The sequence below is a fragment of the Gilliamella sp. LMG 34361 genome, from assembly GCF_984569075.1.
In genome coordinates this window covers 1,716,922-1,738,504 of record NZ_OZ474903.1, presented here as the reverse complement: position 1 = coordinate 1,738,504, position 21,583 = coordinate 1,716,922, and the positions used below count along the sequence as shown (strand labels likewise).

Genomic DNA, 21,583 nt, shown 5'->3' with positions numbered 1-21,583 from the left:
CCAATTATATTTTATCTTTTTTATCCTCATATTTATTCTTCGTCTCATTGATATTCACCATTATTAACAATGAAAATCATTTATTATGAATAATTAACTTAATTAATAACAGATATTATAAAATTTTTTTAATTTCTTGCACAAATTTTATATACTTGTTTCGTTAAAAATAGTATTTTGAGGTTTTCAATGATTGAATTAAAACTCAGAGAAATAAAAAAAGATTTATCAACTAAAGAGTTTAAAGTATCGGAGTATATTATTGCAAATACTCAAGCACTAAAAAATATGAGTATACAAACTCTAGCAAGAATCAATCATGTTAGTACAAGTACTATCCTGCGATTATGTAACAAGTTGGGTTATAAAGGCTTCAGTGATTTTAAAGTCGATCTTATCGGATCAATTCCTCAAAAGCTTAATACTGAAATTCTTCAGGATGATATTAATTTAAATGATCCTCTTGAAGATGTTAATAATAAAGTACAAGCTATGGAAAAATCTTCAATCGATGAAACCCACTCTATCGTTAATATTCATGCATTAAATAGTGCCATTGATTTAATTATTAATTGTCAAAAAATAGTTATATTTGGTGTAGGCAGTAGTGGTTTAGTTGGTAAAGAACTGGAATATCAACTTATCAAAATAAAAAAAGATGTCAATTGTCACTTTGATGCTCACGTTACTCGTAGTCTTATTAGCACATTAGATAAGAATGATCTTGTCATTATTATTTCACATTCTGGAGAAACACCTGATTGTATTGAATTATTAAAACTAGCTGGTCACTCTTTGGTTCCTTCTCTTGCTATCACTAAAATGGGACAAAGTCAGGTTTCATCCTTAGCCACCCTTGTGTTACATACTACATCTATGGAACATGCTTCAAGATTAATACCAATACGATCTAAAATCTCTCAAATATCTGTAGTAAATATGCTATTAACTAACTTATTTATTCGCCAATATGATGAACGTTTACTATTCCAAATCCAAAATAGAGAAAAACGTAAATATCCAGCCAAAACAACAAAATAAACACAAAAAAGGAAAACACAAGTACTCTAGCTCTAACTCATTAGTTATAACCATCATCTTTCTTTGCATAAATTTGATCTCGTTCACAAAATCATAAAAATTTCTTAAAAAATAGATGACTATTTGCCTCCGTAGATGTAACTTTGTTACTAAATAAATAAAAAAATTTAGTAATAAAATTACAAAACAAGGAAATTTCTATGCCACAACCTCTACCCATCATTCTAGCTAGTCATGGCCCATTTGCTCAAGGCGCTTTAGAGTGTGCACAAATGCTTATGGGAGAACAAGACAATGTTCATGTTATATCAGTTTTAATTGATAGTAATATCGATAATCTACGTCAAGAAATGCAAAGTAGTTACAAAAAACTAAATCAAGGTAATGGCGTAATTATATTGGTGGATATTATGGGGGGAACGCCCTGCAATCTAGCCACCGAACTACTCATATCACATGACGATGTATTGTTATTTTGTGGTTTTAATATTCCAGTATTACTTGAAGTTTTAAATAATCGTGAAGGGACATTAAATGATGCCAAATTGGCTATTGAGGAAACTTTTCCCGAAAGCTGTAAAGATGTTCGGCAGATTCTAAATGTTCAACAAGAACAATCTAATGAGTTGTAAGGAGAAGACAAAATGCCAATAAATGTAGCAAGAATTGATGATCGCTTGATTCATGGACAAGTTATTACTACTTGGGTAAAAAACTATGACATAGAACAAGTATTAGTTATTAATGATAAAGTGGCTGGTGATAAAGTTCAGCAATCGGTACTCACTATGTCGGCACCGCCTGGTCTAAAAGTTTTAGTATTTGGGGTACAACAATTTATCGAAATTCTAAAAAAGACCCCTATCAAAAAAAGAACCATGTTACTTTTCACGAATAGTATTGATGTGAATGCTTTAGTTGAAGGTGGACTATCGCTAGAAAAAGTGAATGTAGGCGGCATGCGAATGCAAGATGGCCGACATCAATTATCAAGAGCGGTTTCGGTAACACCAGAAGAGGAACAAGCATTCAAAAATCTTATTGCTAAGAATATTCCAGTTGAGGTGCAGATGGTTCCTAAAGATCCAATAGTCGATCTGAAATCACTACTTAACTAAATAATCTTTCGAAATATTTATTTTTAATTTGGAGGTTAACATATGTTAACACAAGCTATTCTTGTCGCCATTTGGGCGGGAATTTGTTCTTTGGATGATGTTGGTCCGCAGATGTTACGTCGCCCATTATTAACAGGTACCATTGCAGGTATTATTATGGGCGATATGGTTCAAGGGTTAGCAATTAGTGCAACACTTGAATTAATGTGGATGGGTATTGGTAATGTAGGGGCATATTCAGCACCAGACATTGTTGCCGGTGCCATTATCGGGGTTTCACTAGGTATCACCACTGGCGGAGGTATTGCTACTGGTATTGCGTTAGGCGTGCCTGTGTCATTGTTATGTCAACAATTACTCATTATATGGCGTTCATTCGCATGTTTTTTAAATCCTTGGGCAGAACGTTCTGTTTTAAATGGTAATTATAAAGCGCTGGCTAAAGTTCACTTTTTCTCAACACCAGTTTGGTTTTTAATTCGTGCAGTCCCTTGTTTTATTGCAATTTATTTTGGTAGTGATTTAGTTAAAACTATTTTAGATGCGATTCCAAAAAGCATCATTGATGGTATGGGCGTTGCTTCCAAATTAATTCCAGCAGTAGGTATTTGTATTTTATTACTGATGTTACTCAAGGGCAGAATGTGGTTCTTTTTCCTATTAGGTTTCATGCTAACTACCTATTTAAAATTACCAATTATACCTGTGACATTTATCGCTCTAGCTTTCGCTGTCCTATATGACATGGCGTCAACTAATAGCAGAAACGATAATAATAATGAATCATCCGACAACCAAACATCAATGAGTAGCAACACTGAAGAGGAATATGATCTATGAGTACTCTACATAAAATTACCAAAAAAGATCTGAATCGTATCTTTTGGAACTTACAAACAATGTCATTTTCATATAACTATGAAAAAATGCAAATGATAGGATTTGCTCATTGTATGACCCCTGTATTAGATCGGCTTTATAAAGATGCAGATAAAGAAACTCGTATCCGAGCAATGAAACGCCATTTAGAGTTTTTCAATACACAAATTAATGCTGGCGCTTTAATTTTGGGCGTCACCGCCGCAATGGAAGAGAAAACCAGTGAAGAAGAAAAAGATGCGGTAGTCTCTGTTAAAGCTGGCTTAATGGGACCTTTTGCAGGTTTAGGTGATAGTTTACTTAAATTCACTTGGATGCCGATTTGCGGCAGTATTGGCGCAGCATTTGCGTTGCAAGGAAATATCATTGGCCCTATATTAATGTTTTTAATTTATAACCTTGTTAATGTGTTAAGCAAATATTTCTTTATTCATTATGGTTATAACAAGGGTGTAGATTTAATTGAGCAATCAAAAAATTCAAACATTATTCAAAGAATAAGTAACTTGGCTAATGTTGTTGGTGTGATGGTCTTGGGTTCGCTCATTGCATCAACGGTCAAAGTTGCTACACCACTAACAATAAATGTTGGCGAACAATCAATTAAAGTTCAAGAAATGTTCGATAAAGTCATGCCAAATTTTTTAACCTTACTTTTTGCATTAGCCACATTCTTCATCGTTAGGAAGTTTCAAGGAAAATACACAGTTAGCTTAATACTGGCGGTAATGGTGATTGGCGTAATATTTTCAATGTATGGTATTTTAAAGTAAGGAATAAATATGGTAGTTAAAATTAAAACAGCTTCATTAAATCGAAATAAGCAAGGTCAATTAACTGTCTCATTTGAAAACAATTCGAATCATCGTGTAGATTTATACTGGACAGAAGAAGCAAATGTTAATACAACAAATAAAACATTAATCAGTGAAGATATAAAATCGCCGTTTAGTTTTGAAGATCCTTTACAAGCGAAACGTCGTATTTATCTGATTTTACAAATTGGTAATGATTTCTCATATTTAGTTGCTGAACGAACTTTACCAATTACAGGTCTAAATAATTTCCGTGATTTTGGTGGTTATATTGGTGCAAATGGGAAACGGGTAAAATGGGGATTATTATACCGTTCTAATCATCTTCATGGTTTAAAACCAGATGCACAACAATATATTAAAACATTAAACATCCAAACAATTATAGATTATCGTTGTGAAAATGAAATTAAAACTAGTCCAAATTCTTCAATTGGTGAAAAGCAAACCTTTAATTTTGATGCTTCAGCACAAACAGCAGAACTTGCAGCTCAATTTGCAGCCGAGCCAAGCAATGAAGATCAAGCTTTAATTGAGAGTGTGTTAAGAGATATTCCGAAAGAATTAGTCAATGGCGAAGGCACCCAAGTTCTTGAACAATATCGTAACTTTGTCTTGAGTGAAAAGTCAAAAAATGCTTATCGACAAATGCTAAGAGTGGTATTAGATGGCCACAATAGTCCAAGTATTCAACACTGTCGTGGTGGTAAAGATAGGACTGGCTATGGCGTATTACTTATTCAGATAATGTTAGGTGTATCTGAGTCAGATATTATTTATGATTATATGCTAACTCATGATAACCGTTTAGAGCGCAATAAAATCAAAATGGAAGCTTATCGAAAAATAACTGATAATGAGGATGTTTTAGGGTATCTGCTAAGTCTAATTGATACTCGTGAAAGTTTCGTATTAGAAATACTCAATACGATGAAAAAAGTTGCTGGAACACCAAGCAATTACATTAAACAAGAACTTGGTTTCACCGTTCAAGATTTCGAAAAAATGCGGGCTATTTATTTAGAATCCTAACTTAATACCCTTAATCAAAAAGCGTAATGACCCATTACGCTTTTTTTAGAACCACTTTAGTCTTTAGCCAAAGGCAAATTTTTAATCATAAATGCACTGAATCGTGATTAATTAATCTTGATTTTGTTATAAACCTTCCAGCAATTACTTAGTTAGTTTTCCGGATAACTATATATCCAAGTAACATCTGAATAATTGGCAAAAGCGCTCGGAAATAGATAATGACCACGCAATAAAGGAAAATTAGCATATTTCCATTCTGGGTTAAAATCAGATTTATATTTGATAATAACGTCATACAATAACGTTGTGCAATATAGATGATCTTCCTCACGAGAAGCAAGTTTAAACTCTTCTCCTTGTTTAGTTAACAACTCGGCAATAATTTGTAACTTTTGCTCATCTGTTAAAAAGTTTGGTCGCGCTATGGCATATTTCTCAGCCAACTCTGGAGCAGTAAAATCAGCCAAACTTGAAATAATAACTTGATTTGGAATATTCTCATCATCAGTTGTCGTGGCATGAATAACTTTTATTTCCGGTTCAATCGCGACAACCATGCCTATATGAGAAAATATACCACCATCAAGTTTTTTAACGATAAAACTATCTGTCTGAACACCACTACGAAAAATCCAATCACCAACATTAATTAATGAAGTCTTTTCCATATGGGAATTATCTGAATTTGCTAATTCTTGAGCATAAACTGGATTTTTGATAAAGAGGAAAAAAATAAAAATATAAAAGGAAAATTTCATAAAATTTAAATTGGTGATCTATAACCTAAAAAGGATAGAATCACCTCTTTAGGTTATCAAATAATTATAAGAATTATTTTATATTAATTAACCATTTACCATCAACTTTGATTAATGATAATGCTGAATTATTCTTAGTTCCATCTTTAAAAATAACGGTTGTCTTGATAGTAGCTTGAGTTTTATCATTATTATATTCAGGCGAAGATAATTCGACTCGATCAAAACCGCCATTTTGTTTTGCCGTGGCAATAGCTTGATCGATAGCAACTTTCATTTTACTTTTCATTAATACTTTAATATCTACACCATTAGTTTTTAAATCATCAGGAATATATAAAGCATCAAGAATACCATCAATATCGCCACTATAAGAATCTTTAATAAATTTCTCTGCAACCACTTCAGGTGTATTATCATCTGAAGAACAGGCTGTAACAACTAATGCTAATAAAAACACACTTAAAAATTTAACTAATAATTTCATATTTTATTTCCTTTTTTGATTTTTTATCCAATAAATTGGTATGCTGATTGAACAACAAAAAAGAGTAAAAGCGACTTTACCCTTTTTTATATTTAGACGACTAGTAATATATTATATTTAAAACTAAAAACCTACTTCAATAAACCAATTTCCATCAACTTTGGTTAATTTAAGATCTTCATTTTTATTGGTATTATCTTTGAAGATTACATTTATATCAATAATAGCACGACTTTTATCATCATTTAGATATTTAGTTGGTTGATATTCAACTTTAGCAATACCACCGTGTTGCTCAGCATAAGCTTTGGCTCTTATTGTTGCATCTTGCAATTTACCCTTAATCATCGTGCTCGCATCCGAAGATTTTCCTTCATCTGGAATATAAATCATTTTTATTATTGCATCAGCATCACCACTATACATGACTGATACATACTTTTCTGCGACTTTTTCTGGTGAACTTTCACCTGATGAACATGCGATAGCGAATAAAGTTAAAAAGATGATACTTACATACTGAGTTAATCGTTTCATTGTTTTTCCTAAATAATTTACTAAATTTAACTATTATTAATACTTGAAAATGTTAACAATATTTTGAAAGTATGGTGATAAGTACTCTGCAGATATTGTTTAATATTTAGATATGCGGCTTAAGGTTATAGTAACTAAATCAATAATGCAATAAAATTTGTTTTGCACATAAAAAATCAAATACCACTAATAAATTTAAATTAATTATCAATAAAGTCATTAACTTTATCTAAAATTTTTTAATACTGTTAACCACTCTTCGCTTAAATTTGCATGGATAGTTAATGGTTCATGGGTGACTGGGTGCATCATTTTGATAGTGCTAGCATGTAACATAAGACGTTTAATATCGAAATAATGATTAAAAGCACGATTTTGATGGAGATCACCATGTTTACTATCACCAATAATTGGATGGAAAATATGTTTTAAATGGCGACGTAATTGATGTTTTCGACCGGTCTGCGGTTTTAACTCAACAAAACTGTACCTAGCTGTTTGATATTTGCCTACGGCAATAGGTAATTCTATTTTACTAATGCCTTTATAAAAGGTTATTGCTTCTTGAGCAGGTTTATCTTTGTTGGCAAATTTATCAGCAATTTTATCTAACTCTTCAACTAATGGATAGTCAATGGTAGCTTCACCATCAATATAACCTCGCACAATAGCATGATAAGTTTTTTCGATCTGTTTTTCCGCAAACTGTTGTGACAATAAACGAGCAATATCGCTAGATAAGGCAAAAACTAATACACCAGAGGTTGGTCGATCTAAACGGTGGATAGGATAAACATGTTGTCCAATTTGATCACGCAACGTTTGCATTACAACGACAGTTTCATTTTTATCTAGCCAACTGCGATGGACTAACCACCCTTCTGGCTTGTTGACTGCAACTAAATCATTGTCTTTATAGAGAACTTCAAAAACCATCTTAAAATTATTATCTCTAATTATAAAAATATTTTTTCAAGTTCAGTGGCAATACTCGGGCTGTTATTATCACCAATTGCATAATTCGCCTTCTCTTTGACTTGCTCTTCCGCATTACCCATTGCGATACCTAATCCAGCAAGAGTTAACATACTGATATCATTATAACTATCACCAAACGCAACGATTTCGCTTAACTTGATGTGTTCATAGTTAGCCCAATGTTTTAATCCATTCCCTTTAGTATTACCTTTTACTGCCACATCAGCACGATTTGACCATGACCATTCACAAGAAAACTCGCCTAACGCATCAACGGCATTTGAAAATTGCTTTAATGCAGAAATATCATGACTACTAGTCGCAAATTTAAAAATTATATTAGCCCGTTCTATAAGTTTTTTGAAATCATCGACTTTTTTAACTTCTGGTTGTAAAAATTCAGGTAATGATTTTACCCATTGAAAAAAACCGTCTAAATGATCATCAAGAACTTCATACGTCATAAACTGATCAGTATAAATTAAGGTATGAATGCCATATTGGTTGACTAAATCCAACAGTGCTCTTGCTTGTTGCTTGGTCATTGGTTTTGCAGCAAAGTTCTGCTGCTTTTCAAAATCGTATAGATAAGTTCCGTTACAACAAATTGCAGGGGTTGATAACTTTAATTGATGGTAGTACGGATAAATAGCGGTATGATGACGACCTGAAACCAAAATCACTTTTATTCCTTTATCTCTAATTTTTTTTATCATATCGACTGTTTCAGGAAGGACTAAACGATTACTAGTAAGTAATGTACCATCCATATCAAATGCAACTGCTTTATATTTCATAAGTTCTCTCTTTCTATTTCTTATCAATGCATACTAATATTTAATAAATAAATTGTTTTGAATTATTAGCTAACAATCAAAACTAAAAATCTATCTTTTGGCGACCAACAAATGAATGCGACAAAGTTGTACCATCAACCATTTCAAGCTCTCCCCCCACAGGTACACCGTGTGCTATACGAGTTGCAACAATATTAAATTCATTGCAAATTTGAGCAATATAATTAGCAGTGGCATCACCTTCAACAGTGGGATTGGTTGCTAAAATAACTTCACTAATTGATTCTGACTCTAGTCTGTTTTTTAATAAATCCAACCCAATATCACTCGGACCAATACCATCAAGTGGTGATAGATGACCAAGTAAAACGAAATAACGACCACTATACTGCCCAGTTTGTTCAATAGCAAAAATATCTGCTGGCGATTCAACCACACAAAGTTGGTCACTACTTTGTCGACGAACATTTGCACAAATATTGCAGATAGTTTGTTCAGTAAAAGTTCGACACGCTCTACAATGACCAATGTGATTCATAGCCTCATTTAATTGTTGAGCTAAATGGAGACCAGCTTGACGATTGCGTTGTAATAGATGATAAGCCATTCGTTGTGCTGACTTTGGACCAACCCCTGGTAAACAGCGAAGTGCACTAATAAGTGAATCTAGTAACGGACTGATTTGCATGAATTAACCACATAGTTAAAATGATTAAATAATAATAATACCTTGTTTCATTTGTCTATAAAACAAAAAAACGCTATAACCTCAATTTAAACTTGATTATTATAATTTTTTAATTTTAATCATTGCAATTATTAATGATTGAAATATTAAAATATATCAAGATGAATATTTAATTAGTTTGTTTTTTTACTGCGACGACAAAAACTTTTTGGCTCGTCACCTTTCACCAATCGCATAATATTACTACTATGACGAACAATAATTAGGCATGAAAGCATTGTCACAGGTAATGTCAATTCTGGTTTAAATAACCATACATATAAAGGCGCAAAAAGAAAACCTACTATTGCTGCAACGGAAGAATAACCCGTTATAATTAACACTAAAAACCACGTCAAAAGAAAACAAGCAGTAAAATCAAGCCCAATAGGTGCCATCATGCCTAACGCAGTTGCTACACCTTTTCCGCCGCGAAAATGAAAAAAACACGGAAAAATGTGCCCAAGACAAGCCGAAATACCAATAATACCTAAAAAGAAAGGTGATATTCCAAGCCGATATGCGATATAGACAGGAATAACACCTTTTAACATATCAAAGATTAAAACAAAAACAGCGGGTAATCGCCCATTAATCCTTAATACATTAGTTGCGCCAGGATTATGTGAACCACATAAAGAAGGATTGTGTAGCTTCATCAAATGGCAAATAATCATAGCACCTGAAAGTGAACCACAGAGATAAGCAATAATGATCATTAATATAATTTGTAATGTCAAAATGCCTCTCCTATGGTTAATTTGTTTATGATACAAGTATTTATTATTTTTCCAATAATGGTTTTAAATATTGTCCAGTATAGGATTTTTTCGATTTTGCAACATCTTCAGGTGTACCTTCTGCAATGATTTCACCACCACCATTACCACCTTCAGGACCTAGATCGACAATCCAATCAGCAGTTTTGACAACATCTAAATTGTGTTCAATCACTACGATAGTATTGCCCTTGTCTCTTAAAGAGTGTAATTGAGCAAGTAATTGTTTTACATCGGCAAAATGTAAACCTGTAGTTGGTTCATCAAGTATATAAAGTGTGCTACCAGTATCGCGCTTAGATAATTCTTTTGCAAGTTTTACCCGTTGTGCTTCACCACCAGATAAAGTAGTTGCTGACTGACCAATGGTAATATAAGCAAGACCAACATCAATTAAAGTCTGTAATTTACGTGAAATCATAGGTACTGCATCAAAGAACTCTCGCCCTTCTTCAACCGTCATATTTAAGATTTCATTAATCGATTTACCTTTATATTTAATCTCTAATGTTTCACGATTATATCTTGCACCATGACACTGATCACAAGGTACATAGATATCGGGTAAAAAGTGCATTTCGACTTTTATTAAACCATCACCTTGACAAGCTTCACAGCGTCCACCTTTGACATTAAAACTAAACCTTCCTGGATTATAACCTCGTGCTCTAGCTTCTGGCACACCGGCATAAAGTTCACGAATCGAAGTAAAAAAGCCTGTGTATGTAGCAGGGTTTGAACGTGGTGTTCGACCTATAGGGCTCTGATCAATTGCGATAACTTTATCAAAATAATTTAATCCTTTGATTGCTTCATAAGGCGCAATGTCACTTTTTTCCGCACCATTAAGTTCATTTTGGGCTAAAGGATACAAAGTATCATTAATCAAAGTTGATTTACCCGAACCAGAGACACCAGTAATACAGGTAAATAAGCCAACTGGGATATTCAAAGTAACATTTTTAAGATTATTTCCCGTCGCACCAATTACTGATAACATTTTTTTCTTATCGATTTTGGTTCGCTCATCAGGAATTTCAATTTTTTCTTCACCAGAAAGGTATTTACCCGTTAATGAATTTTTACATTGCATAATCTGTTGTGGCGTACCTTGTGCAACAACTTCACCACCATGAACACCTGCGCCAGGACCGATATCAATAACATAATCAGCAGCCATAATCGCTTCTTCATCATGTTCAACGACAATAACGGTATTACCTAAATCGCGTAAGTGAGTCAATGTATCAATTAAGCGACTATTATCACGTTGATGTAAACCAATCGACGGTTCGTCAAGAACATACATCACACCAACAAGCCCTGCACCAATTTGGCTAGCCAGCCGGATACGTTGCGCTTCACCACCCGATAAGGTTTCAGCAGAACGAGATAAAGTTAAATAATTTAAACCGACATTAATCAAAAATTGCAGCCGATCATTAATTTCTTTTAAAATCTTTTCAGCTATTTGCGCCCGTTGTCCGGTCAATGTTAACTTATCAAAAAAGTCCTTCGCTTGTTGGGTACTTAAATTACTAATAGTTGGTAAATTAGTATCGTTAATAAATACATGTCGAGCTGTTTTACATAACCTTGAGCCTTCACAACATGGGCAAGGTCGATGGCTAATATATTTAGCTAACTCTTCACGAATAGTTTGCGAATCGGTTTCTTTATAGCGACGAGAAAGATTATTGATAATACCTTCAAAAGCATGTTTACGCTTTACAACATCACCACGATCATTAGTGTAAACAAATTGTATTTCGTCACCACCTGAACCATTTAATAAAATATTTTTTACTTTTTCAGGTAATTTTTGATATGGTTGATCGATATCAAATTTATAGTGTTCAGCTAACGATTTTAACATCTGAAAGTAATAGAAATTACGTCTATCCCAACCTTTAATCGCGCCTGCAGCTAAAGAAACTTCTGGCATTTGTACAACACGTTTTGGATCAAAATATTGTTGTACCCCTAAACCATCACATTCAGGACAAGCACCAGCAGGATTGTTAAATGAAAACAATCTTGGTTCAAGTTCAGAAATACTATAGCCACATATTGGACAAGCAAAATTGGCAGAGAATAGATGTTCTTCGGCTTTGGGATCATCCAAATTCGCGACTTTAACAATACCATTGGTAATTGAAAGTACCGTTTCAATTGATTCAGCTAAGCGTAGTTTCAAATCATCACGAATACGAAAACGATCCACCACCACTTCAATAGTATGTTTTTTCTGTAGTTCAAGTGTCGGAGGATCGGAAAGATCATAAACATCACCATCAACCCGAACGCGAATATAACCGCTAGCAGCAAGTTGTTCGAATAATTTCACAAACTCACCCTTACGCTCAGTAACCACCGGCGCAAGTAACATATAACGATTTTCTGAAGGTAATGCCATAATACTGTCAACCATTTGCGAAACCGTTTGCGCAGCTAATGGTAAATTATGATTTGGACAACGTGGCTCACCAATTCGAGCAAATAACAGACGTAAATAGTCATAAATTTCGGTGATTGTGCCGACTGTTGATCGCGGATTATGTGATGTTGATTTTTGCTCAATTGAAATAGCTGGCGATAAGCCTTCAATATGATCAACATCAGGTTTTTCCATTAGTGATAAAAATTGACGAGCATAAGCTGATAACGACTCAACATATCGTCTTTGACCTTCAGCATATAAGGTATCAAACGCTAGTGATGATTTACCAGAACCAGACAGACCTGTAATTACCACCAATTTATCTCTTGGGATAACTACATTGATATTTTTTAAGTTGTGTGTTCTTGCACCACGAATATCGATATCTTTAATTGACATAGATCTCTTCTTATATGAGTGTTTAGATAAATTGACAAAAAATTAACTGTATATTATACCAGTATGGAGTGATTAAATATACAACTATATAGCTCAATAGGGTCGGTTATTAGAATTTCAATAATATAAACCAAATTTGTTCATTAAATAATAAAAATAAAGCATTTTTTACTCATTCAAAAACCCCGTTCCTCAAAATTTTTCTAAATAGATCTTAGTACTAAAAAATATATTCCTATAACTTAAAATTATTTGTTTACAAAATATAGCTATTTTACAATAAAAAAATAATCGTGTTTTAAAGTGTGAGGATTAGTTTTGAATAATGATGTATTACAAGCTTTAAATTTATTAAAATCAAAAAAATGGATTGATTTAACCCATACATTTGATCACAATTCACCACATTTTTTTATGTTTAATCCAGCCGAAATCAAAACGCTGTTTGATCATAATGATGGCTTTTTGGCACAAAACTTTAGTTTTGCTGGGCAATATGGCACTCACTTAGATGCGCCTATTCATTTTGTGCCTAACACTCGCTATTTGCATGAATTACAATTACAAGAACTAGTATTACCGTTAATTGTTATCGACCAATCGCAACGAGCACAACAAGATCCTAATTTCTCTTTTTCAGTAGCAGACGTATTAAGCTTTGAAAAGCAACATGGACAAATTGAAGCGGGTAGCTTTGTTGCATTACGAACAGATTGGAGTAAAAAATGGCCATCACAAACGGCAATGGAAAACAAAGATGCTGATGGGAATAATCAAATTCCGGGATGGGGACTTGATGCACTGAAATTTTTATTTGAGGAACGAAAAATTAAAGCTATTGGTCATGAAACTTTTGATACTGATTCGGCCAAAGCATATAGAGAAAATAATGCTTTAAAAGGCGAATACTATGTTTTAGAGCAAGATACTTATCAAGTTGAGTTAATGACCAATTTAGATCAACTGCCTGCTAAAGGAGCGGTTATCTTTAATATTGTAGCCAAACCTAATAATGCATCTGGTTTTCCGGTTCGTTCTTTTGCAATATTACCTTAATCTATTCATCATGCCCTACTATCTATTTTGGTTAGATATTAAGGGATAATGTTTCGGCAAATATTGATTTGCAATAAAAAACGGTCATCATGACCGTTTTATTTATTAATTCTCAATTAATTTCGGTGTAGCGTCCAAAGGGATTATAGCACCACGATACTGAATCACAGTTCCGGCAACTAAATGACCTTGACTGGCTGATTGTGAAGGAGTTTTACCGCTTAAACGAGCAGCTAAATAACCAGCACTAAATGAATCACCGGCAGCTGTTGTATCGATAACATCTTCTTTAGCAATTTTGTTAGCTGGAACGTCAAAACGACCTTCCAATGAATCAATGATACAACTATCACTACCACGTTTTATTACAATTTCTGAAACACCAAAGTTTTTAGTACGCTCGATAACTTGTTCATAAGGTAATTTACCCCATAATAGATCTTCATCATCTAAAGTTAAAAAGGCAATATCAGTGTATGACAAAATATCAGAATAAACGCTACGAGCTAAATCTAAGCTACTCCATAAACGAGGACGGAAATTATTATCAAAAATAACTTTACCACCATTCGCCTTAACTTGTTTTAATAACGCTAATAATTTAACGATACTTTCTGCATCTAAAATTGCGATACTAATACCGCTTAAATAAACATAATCACATCTAGCGATTTGCTCAGTAACTTGGGCTGTTTCAGCTGTTTTTAACCAAAATTTAGCTGCCGCATCATTACGCCAATAATAAAAAGAGCGCTCACCTTGATCATCAGTCACAATCGAGTAAAGCCCTGGCATTTTATTAGACATTCTTTGTACTAAATCAGTTGAAACATGCTCTTTTTGCCAGCTATCAAGCATCTCTTGACTAAAAGGATCAGTTCCTAAACCAGTTACATAGTGAATCGAAAAATCTTTATTTTTTAATAAACGAGATAAATAAACTGACGTATTTAGAGTATCCCCTCCAAAGCTACGAGTTGTTGAATCTTGTTTTATCGAAAGTTCAATCATACATTCGCCAATAACAGCGATTTTTGTTGTCATAGTGCTACCTAAAATCCTTACTTCTATTTATAAATAATCTAATGCGATTTTTACCACAACTTTCCGAACTGTTGCAATCTTATTGTCAACAGCACAAAGCGGTTTGTGTACTTCATTCGGTAAAAATACAATAAAATCGTCTTTCTGTAAAACTAACATAGTTTCTTCGTTAGGTGTTTTGATAAAAGCAATATCATTTTCTGCTATTTTATCATCTAAAACCTGCGTATGCGGAGGCAGAGTAGAAATAGCCATCCCTTCTTGACCATCTAAAACAATCTGTACATCGATATACTTCTTATGATACTCAGGATTGGCTTCATGAATATATCTTAATGAATTATCCGACACGACAAAGAACATATTATCGCCATCAATATCATAGCGACTAGCTGGTGTATTGCTATTAACGTTGTCTTTTACATATTCAATTGATTGTTTAATCTTGGTAGGCAAATATGGAATTAAATCCAAATGATTAATATTACCTAAAATCATACTTAACGGTCCTTAACAGATAAATTGATGCAATAACTATTTTTATACTCTTCTATCTATAACTTTGGAAGCATAAAATCTTTAGGCAAGAGTATATACTCAAGCGATATTTTTTTGTAGATCATTTGTTAATAACTATTGCTACTTTTTATGACTTTTTTGACATGTTATAATTAGAAGAATAAGGAAAAGGAACAAATGAAAACATTTATTATAAATTTAGAAAGACAACCATTAAAAAAAGCTAATATTGAAAAAATATGTCAAAGTTTAGATCTAGATTACCAATTTATTAAAGCTATTGATGGTTATCAATTATCTGATGATTACATTCGGAGCATTTCCAGCGATTATCCTAACAATTATCTAACTAAAGGTGAAATTGGCTGTGCACTAAGTCATATAAGTGTTTATAAAGAAATTATCGATAATAACCTGCCATATGCCTTAATTCTAGAAGATGATTCTGTATTAAAAACAGAAGTACCCAAATTTTTGAAAAGTTTTGAAGAGAAAAATTTCAAACACGGAATTTATCTACTTACTGCTGATTTTTATTATCTGATGAATAAAAAAGTTAAGATTGGCGATTTTGAATTATATGAAATCACTAAAGCAGTGAGAGCAAATGGATATATAATCACAAATGACGCAGCAAGAAAATTAATCAACTTTTTATATCCTATTCGATATGAAGCAGATATTTTTAAAGTATTTAGATTATGTGCCGGCATAAAGATATACGGTTTAATACCCCATTTGATCGAGGTAACTAAAGATTATAATTTAAACTCTTCGATTGATGCTGATAGAGCTTTATTAATTAAACAACGTTCAAAATACAGAAAAGCTATCTTTAAAAAAGATGTCAAAAAAAGACTAATATTTTACTTGCTTTGGAAAATAATATTAAAGAAATTCGAAAAAACTAAATATTATGTTGATTAAATTTCTTCAATGAAAAACCCGCTAGGCGGGTTAAGATTTTTAGATTAATAATTAATAAAAAAATAGATCAAATTATTTCTCTTTAGCAATTTTATCCAATGCCAATGGTAAAAATTCATCTAATTGTTTTTCTACTTTAATATAAGCAGATAATGGTAATTTGTATGGGTCAGAAAGATCTTCATTTTTACCTGTGGCAAATTCAGATAATGTAAATACTTTATCTTTCGATTCTGGGAATAAACCTAAAATTTTATCTTTATGTTTTTGCGTCATTGTCAGTAAATATTCTGATTTATCGATATCTTCTTTAACTAATTGTGTTGCTTTATGTGACGATATATCAATATTTCTATCTTTTAATACTTTAACTGTACCTTCTTCTGGAGTTAATTCATTTGGTTCAACATTAACACCTCGTGATTGAACCTCAATATTGAGATTATGTTTGTTGACATAATCCTTAGCTAATGCTTCGGCCATAGGGCTACGGCCGGTGTTACCAGTACAAACAAAAGTAACAACGTGGTCGAGAGCAAAACAAGAAGCACTAAACAATGCCAATAAACCAACTAAATATTTTTTTAAATTAAACATATTGTTACCTTAATAATTAACCAAATAATAGATTTTATAATAACAAAAATAATGTTAAATCCTAATTAATTTTACTTCAATGCTTATTGGCTTATATCATTCTATTTACTTCATTATTTGGAAAATCTTTAATCTACAAAAATAAATAAAGATAACCACTGTCTAGTGATATAATGGGATTATTAAAAGAAAACTACCCATAATTTTTATCAATATCGTTGTAATTAAAATGATAAACAATACCCCTACTCTGCGAAGGATTAGCTTCCCCAATATCTATTAAGTTTAGGTTATATTCCCACTTTAATTTTAGCATTTGACGATTGAAAGCCTATTTAAACAATCTTAATTTTACTTATTTTAATTATTTTCCTTTAACAAAGTTATTAAATGACTACGACTTTGCTGTAAAAGTTCAATTTGTTCATCAAGTTTTAAAAGTGTTTCATTCAAGCCTTTTTTAAACTCTTTACAAGGAGAAAATTTGTTACTTTGATATTGCCAACAAGGAAGGATCTTGCGAATCACTTTTAATGTTAATCCGACACTACTTAACTTATAAATTAACTTAACTCGCTCTATGTCATCTATTTCAAACTGACGATAACCTGAAACAGTACGTTTTGGAGACAACAATCCTGCCTCTTCATAATATCTAAGCATCCTTATACTAATCTGACTAATTTTGGATAATTCACCAATTTTCATAACACCTCCTATTGACTCTAACAGCACTGTCATACTTTACCATATAGTTTTATTTATTAAAGGAGATATTAAATGATCAAATTAATTACGTTAGTTAAACGCAAAAAGACATTAAGTTATCAAGAATTTGATGACTATTGGCGTAACCATCATGCAACTTTGGTTAATTCACAAAAAGAAGCGCTAGGAATTCTTCATTATGTCCAAAGTGTACCATTACAAGATAAAAAACCGGGAAATGCTATGCGTAATAGCAGAGGTGCACCTATTTTTGATTTTGATGGAATGGCTGAAATTTACTGGCAAAGTAAAGAAAAAATGCTAAGTATCAGAACTTCACCTGAAGCCAAAAGAGCCATCCAATTATTATTAGAAGATGAAAATCAGTTTGTCGATCACTCACAATCGCTAATCTGGTATGCAACAGAACGAACGATTATTTAAATGCACATGCTTTACTATAATTCATTGTTATCATTTTAAATTCTAATAATTTTATTCTAAGTAAAAAAGCCATTCTGAAATGAATGGCTTTTATATAGATTAACAGAAATTAATAACTATAATATCTTTACTCTCACTCTATAGTCGCCGCAGGTGGTTTTCCGTTTATGTCGTATACTACTCGTGATATGCCATATACTGAATCACGGTACCAGCAACTAAGTGACCTTGGCTTGCTGATTGTGAAGGATTCTGATCACTTAAACGCGCAACTAAATAACCGGCACTAAATGAATCTCCTGCCGCAGTAATATCAATGACATATTCTTTGGCAATTTTGTTAACGGGTACATCATAACGTCCATCCAAAGAGTCAATAATGCAACTGTCCCTGCCACGTTTAATCACAATTTTGTTAACACCAAATTTCTTAGTGCGCTCAATAATTTGTTCATAAAGTAATTTACCCCATAATAAGTCTTCATCATCAAGAGTTAAAAATGCAATATCAGTAAAAGATAAAATGTCAGAATAGACGCTACGTCCTAAATCTAAGCTACTCCATAAAAGTGGACGGAAGTTATTATCAAAAATCACTTTACCGCCATTGGCTTTAACTTGTTTTAATAAATCTAATAATTTAATAATACTTTCTGCATCTAAAATCGCGATACTAATGCCACTTAAATAGACATAATAACATTTAGCAATTTGCTCAGTAACTTGGACTGTTTCAGTTGTTTTTAACCAAAATTTAGCTGCCGCATTATTACGCCAATAATAAAAAGAACGTTCACATTGATCATCAGTCACAATCGAATAAAGACTTGGCATTTTATCAGACATTCGTTGTACTAAATCAGTTGAAATATGCTCTTTTTGCCAACTATCAAGCATCTCTTGACTAAAAGGATCAGTTCCTAAACCAGCTACATAGTGAATCGAAAGATCTTTATTTTTCATCAACGTTTTTCGATAACAACAAATTTGCTAAATAATACTGAGCAACCTTATCTCCATTTTCTGCTTTAATAATTAAATTATTTTCGTTATCGATATCAGCCTTTACAAAATTTATTGCACACAAAATGCAAGTTAACACCCTACCATTCTTATCATAAGTTGTAATAATCTTATAATTTTTGCCAAACTCATCAGGATGATAATAATTCGTGCGAACAGTCATACCCAATAAATTATATTCATACCAATTATCTACAGAAATACCTGTCGCATTATAATGCCCTTGGCAACCTTGTTGTTTTATTTGCCCATTAGGATAATAAATAAAGCGTAAAGAGTAACAAAAAGGACCACTATGATTAGCGGCTGACCATACCGCATTAATATCAATATGTTCTTTTTTATTATTGGCAACAACATTATTAACCAGAAATAGTGGAATGAGCGATAAAAAAATTATTCTTTTCCTTATGTAATATCCTTATAATCTTCCTTATAAAATATTTTAATATTTTGGGATACAACTATCATCTGGCGGTATTAAATTACTAACTTTAAATAGCTAATTTTATTTGATACCCGTTCATGTCCATTTATCGAGAATGCATTTATCCACACTGAGATGATTAGTCAGCTGACGGATGGATAGGTAACCATTTTATAAAACATAATCAATAGATTATTATTTAACTTAAATAATAGCTTTTATTAAAAATAATCATAATAAACAATCTGTTATTTACGATATCGATATCAAATTTGTACTATATAATATAACTGTTAATCCAATTTGTTAGCAATTAATACTATTAACTTTGTAAATACTTTTGATATCAAAATGGAAACAATTAGTGAAAATCTCCTTAGCGATTTAGTCTAAAAAACTTTTCTAATATTACTTTTTTCTGGAAGTAATAATGCTTTTTTAACAAGATAATATTCACCTTCAGGAGCATTAATTAAATCCCAGCTTAAATTATTACCTTGAATTGTTATAACCGCTAAACCATTTATACCGCCAAAAGTACTATTAAAATGAACTTCAATTTTATTGTCACTTAAGGTAGAAGAAAAAAGAATAGGACAATCAATTTTTTTACCATATTGGATAATTGAACATACTTCGCCATTAACTTTGTCATTATCCTCAAATTTTAACTCTATTAAGAAAATACTATAGGGTGTTTCATTACTATCTGTATAGATTTCTTCAGTCCAACTTCCTTCTTTAGGTAAAGCATGTAAATAATTAAAATTAAACAATAAAATAACAAATATTTTGAATATACAATTAAAGAACTTTTTCATTACTATAACCCCTTTTCGAAAAATTTAGCTTCATCTTCTCTTCTTTTCACTAATCCATCTAGATTTTTACCTACAATAATACTTTTATAGAGTTAAATAACTCAGAAATATCTTTGAACTCTTTACATGGTAATTATCCTAATAATATTATCATCATCATAGCGGCTTAATATTATCTCGAAACGATCTCCACCATCCTCATCAGAAGTTGGAATTTTTGTGATTAATTTATTATTTTGATAAAGTTCAATAATATCTCTTTAATTTTCAGAATAAAATTTGGCGTGGTTAGTGACATTATAATAGATATTAAATGTCTTTTTCTCAGCGTATGAATTTCTAAAAAAAATCATCAAAAAAGTAGTTAATATTAATTTCATTATTATTTTTGACTTTAATTAAGGTATTTATCAATTTTTCTGGTTAAATATTTGCATAGCTTATTTATTTTAAAATTCACTATGTAAATAATATTTTTTTAATATTCATCATTCAAACAATTCTATATAATATTATTTTTATCGACGAAACAATATTTATCAATCAATTGTGGTTTTGAGAACTGTTACTTATTAAAGCCATTGAGCAAGATTCCTTTAATAGATTTGATACTAATAATATTACAGGATTTCTCTGTTCTCATCACTCAAATAATAACCAAAGCGGAAATCAATTTCTGGGTACCATAATAATACAATTTAAACGCTTTTGGATTATCAATTGTGAATACCCTATTGTTAGTGTAGATAAACCAAAAAGAAAATCATGCTATTTGTTTCATATTTCTATATTCAATTGATGTCATATTATTTAATGCTTCATACGGTCTTTATGTGTTATATATCTCTAACTCCTCTTTGGTTATTTTTCTTACTTATTCCAAATTTTCAAATAAATACAAATCTAACACCTCCTTTCAATATGTCCGGTTAAATCGTTCTATATAGCCGTTTTGATAAGAATTACCAGGTTTAATATAATCTAGGGTTATTCCATGTGATTTTGCCCAGCTTGTTAATCTATTTGAGGTAAATTCCGCACCATTATCAACCCGTATTTTTAATGGATAACCATGGTATTGGACTAATCTGTCTGACTTAAGTAACGAAATAATCATACCGTCATCTGCCGATTTAAGTAGTAAGCACAGCAACTTAAATTCACAATAGTGCAACTCATTTTAATTGTTATACTGTATTGTGACTATAGTGCTTGTGCCCAACTCTC

General features: G+C 32.0%; 25 protein-coding genes. 9 read left to right on the top strand and 16 right to left on the bottom strand.

Features of this window, described 5'->3' with window-relative positions; all coding sequences use genetic code 11:
- The first annotated feature begins 189 nt into the window (after positions 1-189).
- The 6 genes from AC5LXI_RS08235 (at position 190) to AC5LXI_RS08210 (ending at position 4,885) form a co-directional block, all read left to right on the top strand.
- Entirely contained in the window at positions 190-1,041 is an 852-nt protein-coding gene (locus AC5LXI_RS08235) for a MurR/RpiR family transcriptional regulator (RefSeq protein ID WP_493441900.1), read from the top strand.
- A gap of 200 nt (positions 1,042-1,241) precedes the next feature.
- Positions 1,242-1,673, top strand: coding sequence for a PTS sugar transporter subunit IIA (locus tag AC5LXI_RS08230; RefSeq protein ID WP_065612890.1), 432 nt, complete (start codon positions 1,242-1,244; stop codon positions 1,671-1,673).
- Positions 1,674-1,685: 12 nt separating this feature from the next.
- Positions 1,686-2,159, top strand: a complete 474-nt coding sequence (locus AC5LXI_RS08225) for a PTS sugar transporter subunit IIB (protein WP_086361179.1) — start codon at positions 1,686-1,688, stop codon at positions 2,157-2,159.
- Positions 2,160-2,201: 42 nt separating this feature from the next.
- The gene (locus AC5LXI_RS08220; RefSeq protein WP_493441899.1) at positions 2,202-2,999 is read left to right on the top strand and encodes a PTS mannose/fructose/sorbose/N-acetylgalactosamine transporter subunit IIC; all 798 of its coding nucleotides are present in this window, start codon (positions 2,202-2,204) and stop codon (positions 2,997-2,999) included.
- Entirely contained in the window at positions 2,996-3,811 is an 816-nt protein-coding gene (locus tag AC5LXI_RS08215) for a PTS system mannose/fructose/sorbose family transporter subunit IID (protein ID WP_493441898.1), read from the top strand. Before AC5LXI_RS08220 ends, AC5LXI_RS08215 begins: the two co-directional genes overlap by 4 nt.
- 9 nt (positions 3,812-3,820) lie before the next feature.
- Positions 3,821-4,885, top strand: coding sequence for a tyrosine-protein phosphatase (locus AC5LXI_RS08210; protein WP_493441897.1), 1,065 nt, complete (start codon positions 3,821-3,823; stop codon positions 4,883-4,885).
- A 152-nt stretch (positions 4,886-5,037) separates the two neighbouring features.
- On the opposite strand, the gene AC5LXI_RS08205 is transcribed toward AC5LXI_RS08210, so the two are convergent.
- The 8 genes from AC5LXI_RS08205 to uvrA form a co-directional block, all read right to left on the bottom strand.
- Positions 5,038-5,556: a C40 family peptidase gene (locus AC5LXI_RS08205; RefSeq protein WP_165596300.1), complete on the bottom strand. Its 519-nt coding sequence runs from the start codon at positions 5,554-5,556 to the stop codon at positions 5,038-5,040.
- A 163-nt stretch (positions 5,557-5,719) separates the two neighbouring features.
- A complete protein-coding gene (locus tag AC5LXI_RS08200) occupies positions 5,720-6,133 on the bottom strand; it encodes a DUF4878 domain-containing protein (protein WP_493441896.1) in 414 nt (137 codons plus the stop codon).
- Between the two features lie 123 nt (positions 6,134-6,256).
- Complete coding sequence (locus AC5LXI_RS08195) at positions 6,257-6,670, bottom strand: DUF4878 domain-containing protein (protein ID WP_493441895.1); 414 nt, start codon at positions 6,668-6,670, stop codon at positions 6,257-6,259.
- 225 nt (positions 6,671-6,895) lie between these two features.
- Entirely contained in the window at positions 6,896-7,606 is a 711-nt protein-coding gene (gene truC, locus AC5LXI_RS08190; protein ID WP_493441894.1) for a tRNA pseudouridine(65) synthase TruC, read from the bottom strand.
- A 20-nt stretch (positions 7,607-7,626) separates the two neighbouring features.
- Positions 7,627-8,445 carry a pyridoxal phosphatase gene (locus AC5LXI_RS08185; protein ID WP_493441893.1) on the bottom strand — a complete coding sequence of 273 codons (819 nt, stop codon included), beginning with the start codon at positions 8,443-8,445 and terminating at the stop codon, positions 7,627-7,629.
- A gap of 82 nt (positions 8,446-8,527) precedes the next feature.
- Positions 8,528-9,133, bottom strand: coding sequence for a recombination mediator RecR (recR, locus tag AC5LXI_RS08180; protein WP_493441892.1), 606 nt, complete (start codon positions 9,131-9,133; stop codon positions 8,528-8,530).
- 173 nt (positions 9,134-9,306) lie between these two features.
- Entirely contained in the window at positions 9,307-9,912 is a 606-nt protein-coding gene (plsY, locus tag AC5LXI_RS08175; protein WP_493441891.1) for a glycerol-3-phosphate 1-O-acyltransferase PlsY, read from the bottom strand.
- A 43-nt stretch (positions 9,913-9,955) separates the two neighbouring features.
- Entirely contained in the window at positions 9,956-12,784 is a 2,829-nt protein-coding gene (uvrA, locus tag AC5LXI_RS08170; protein ID WP_493444278.1) for an excinuclease ABC subunit UvrA, read from the bottom strand.
- 324 nt (positions 12,785-13,108) lie between these two features.
- Here uvrA and AC5LXI_RS08165 point away from each other — a divergent pair, with 324 nt between their 5' ends.
- Entirely contained in the window at positions 13,109-13,846 is a 738-nt protein-coding gene (locus tag AC5LXI_RS08165) for a cyclase family protein (protein ID WP_493441890.1), read from the top strand.
- A gap of 105 nt (positions 13,847-13,951) precedes the next feature.
- Here AC5LXI_RS08165 and kdgK read toward each other — a convergent pair whose 3' ends face one another.
- Together kdgK and AC5LXI_RS08155 are read right to left on the bottom strand one after the other, a co-directional pair.
- Positions 13,952-14,890, bottom strand: a complete 939-nt coding sequence (kdgK, locus tag AC5LXI_RS08160) for a 2-dehydro-3-deoxygluconokinase (RefSeq protein ID WP_493441889.1) — start codon at positions 14,888-14,890, stop codon at positions 13,952-13,954.
- Between the two features lie 27 nt (positions 14,891-14,917).
- Complete coding sequence (locus AC5LXI_RS08155; protein ID WP_493441888.1) at positions 14,918-15,388, bottom strand: NanQ anomerase/TabA/YiaL family protein; 471 nt, start codon at positions 15,386-15,388, stop codon at positions 14,918-14,920.
- A gap of 198 nt (positions 15,389-15,586) precedes the next feature.
- Between AC5LXI_RS08155 and AC5LXI_RS08150 the strand changes: the two genes are divergently transcribed.
- Positions 15,587-16,336, top strand: coding sequence for a glycosyltransferase family 25 protein (locus tag AC5LXI_RS08150; protein ID WP_493441887.1), 750 nt, complete (start codon positions 15,587-15,589; stop codon positions 16,334-16,336).
- Positions 16,337-16,408: 72 nt separating this feature from the next.
- Here the strand turns inward: AC5LXI_RS08150 and AC5LXI_RS08145 are convergent, their stop codons facing one another.
- Positions 16,409-16,933 (bottom strand): low molecular weight protein arginine phosphatase, encoded by a 525-nt coding sequence (locus AC5LXI_RS08145; protein WP_493441886.1) that lies wholly within the window; start codon positions 16,931-16,933, stop codon positions 16,409-16,411.
- A 360-nt stretch (positions 16,934-17,293) separates the two neighbouring features.
- The gene (locus AC5LXI_RS08140) at positions 17,294-17,641 is read right to left on the bottom strand and encodes a MerR family transcriptional regulator (RefSeq protein ID WP_493441885.1); all 348 of its coding nucleotides are present in this window, start codon (positions 17,639-17,641) and stop codon (positions 17,294-17,296) included.
- A gap of 72 nt (positions 17,642-17,713) precedes the next feature.
- Here AC5LXI_RS08140 and AC5LXI_RS08135 point away from each other — a divergent pair, with 72 nt between their 5' ends.
- Positions 17,714-18,085, top strand: coding sequence for an EthD domain-containing protein (locus AC5LXI_RS08135; protein ID WP_493441884.1), 372 nt, complete (start codon positions 17,714-17,716; stop codon positions 18,083-18,085).
- A gap of 177 nt (positions 18,086-18,262) precedes the next feature.
- Here AC5LXI_RS08135 and AC5LXI_RS08130 read toward each other — a convergent pair whose 3' ends face one another.
- The 4 genes from AC5LXI_RS08130 to AC5LXI_RS08115 form a co-directional block, all read right to left on the bottom strand.
- Positions 18,263-19,048: a sugar kinase gene (locus AC5LXI_RS08130; protein WP_493441883.1), complete on the bottom strand. Its 786-nt coding sequence runs from the start codon at positions 19,046-19,048 to the stop codon at positions 18,263-18,265.
- Positions 19,038-19,277, bottom strand: coding sequence for a hypothetical protein (locus AC5LXI_RS08125; RefSeq protein WP_493441882.1), 240 nt, complete (start codon positions 19,275-19,277; stop codon positions 19,038-19,040). Before AC5LXI_RS08125 ends, AC5LXI_RS08130 begins: the two co-directional genes overlap by 11 nt.
- Before the next feature lie 647 nt (positions 19,278-19,924).
- Positions 19,925-20,356: a hypothetical protein gene (locus AC5LXI_RS08120; RefSeq protein ID WP_493441881.1), complete on the bottom strand. Its 432-nt coding sequence runs from the start codon at positions 20,354-20,356 to the stop codon at positions 19,925-19,927.
- 916 nt (positions 20,357-21,272) lie between these two features.
- The gene (locus AC5LXI_RS08115; RefSeq protein WP_493441880.1) at positions 21,273-21,473 is read right to left on the bottom strand and encodes a TnsB C-terminal domain-containing protein; all 201 of its coding nucleotides are present in this window, start codon (positions 21,471-21,473) and stop codon (positions 21,273-21,275) included.
- Between the last annotated feature and the right edge of the window lie 110 nt (positions 21,474-21,583).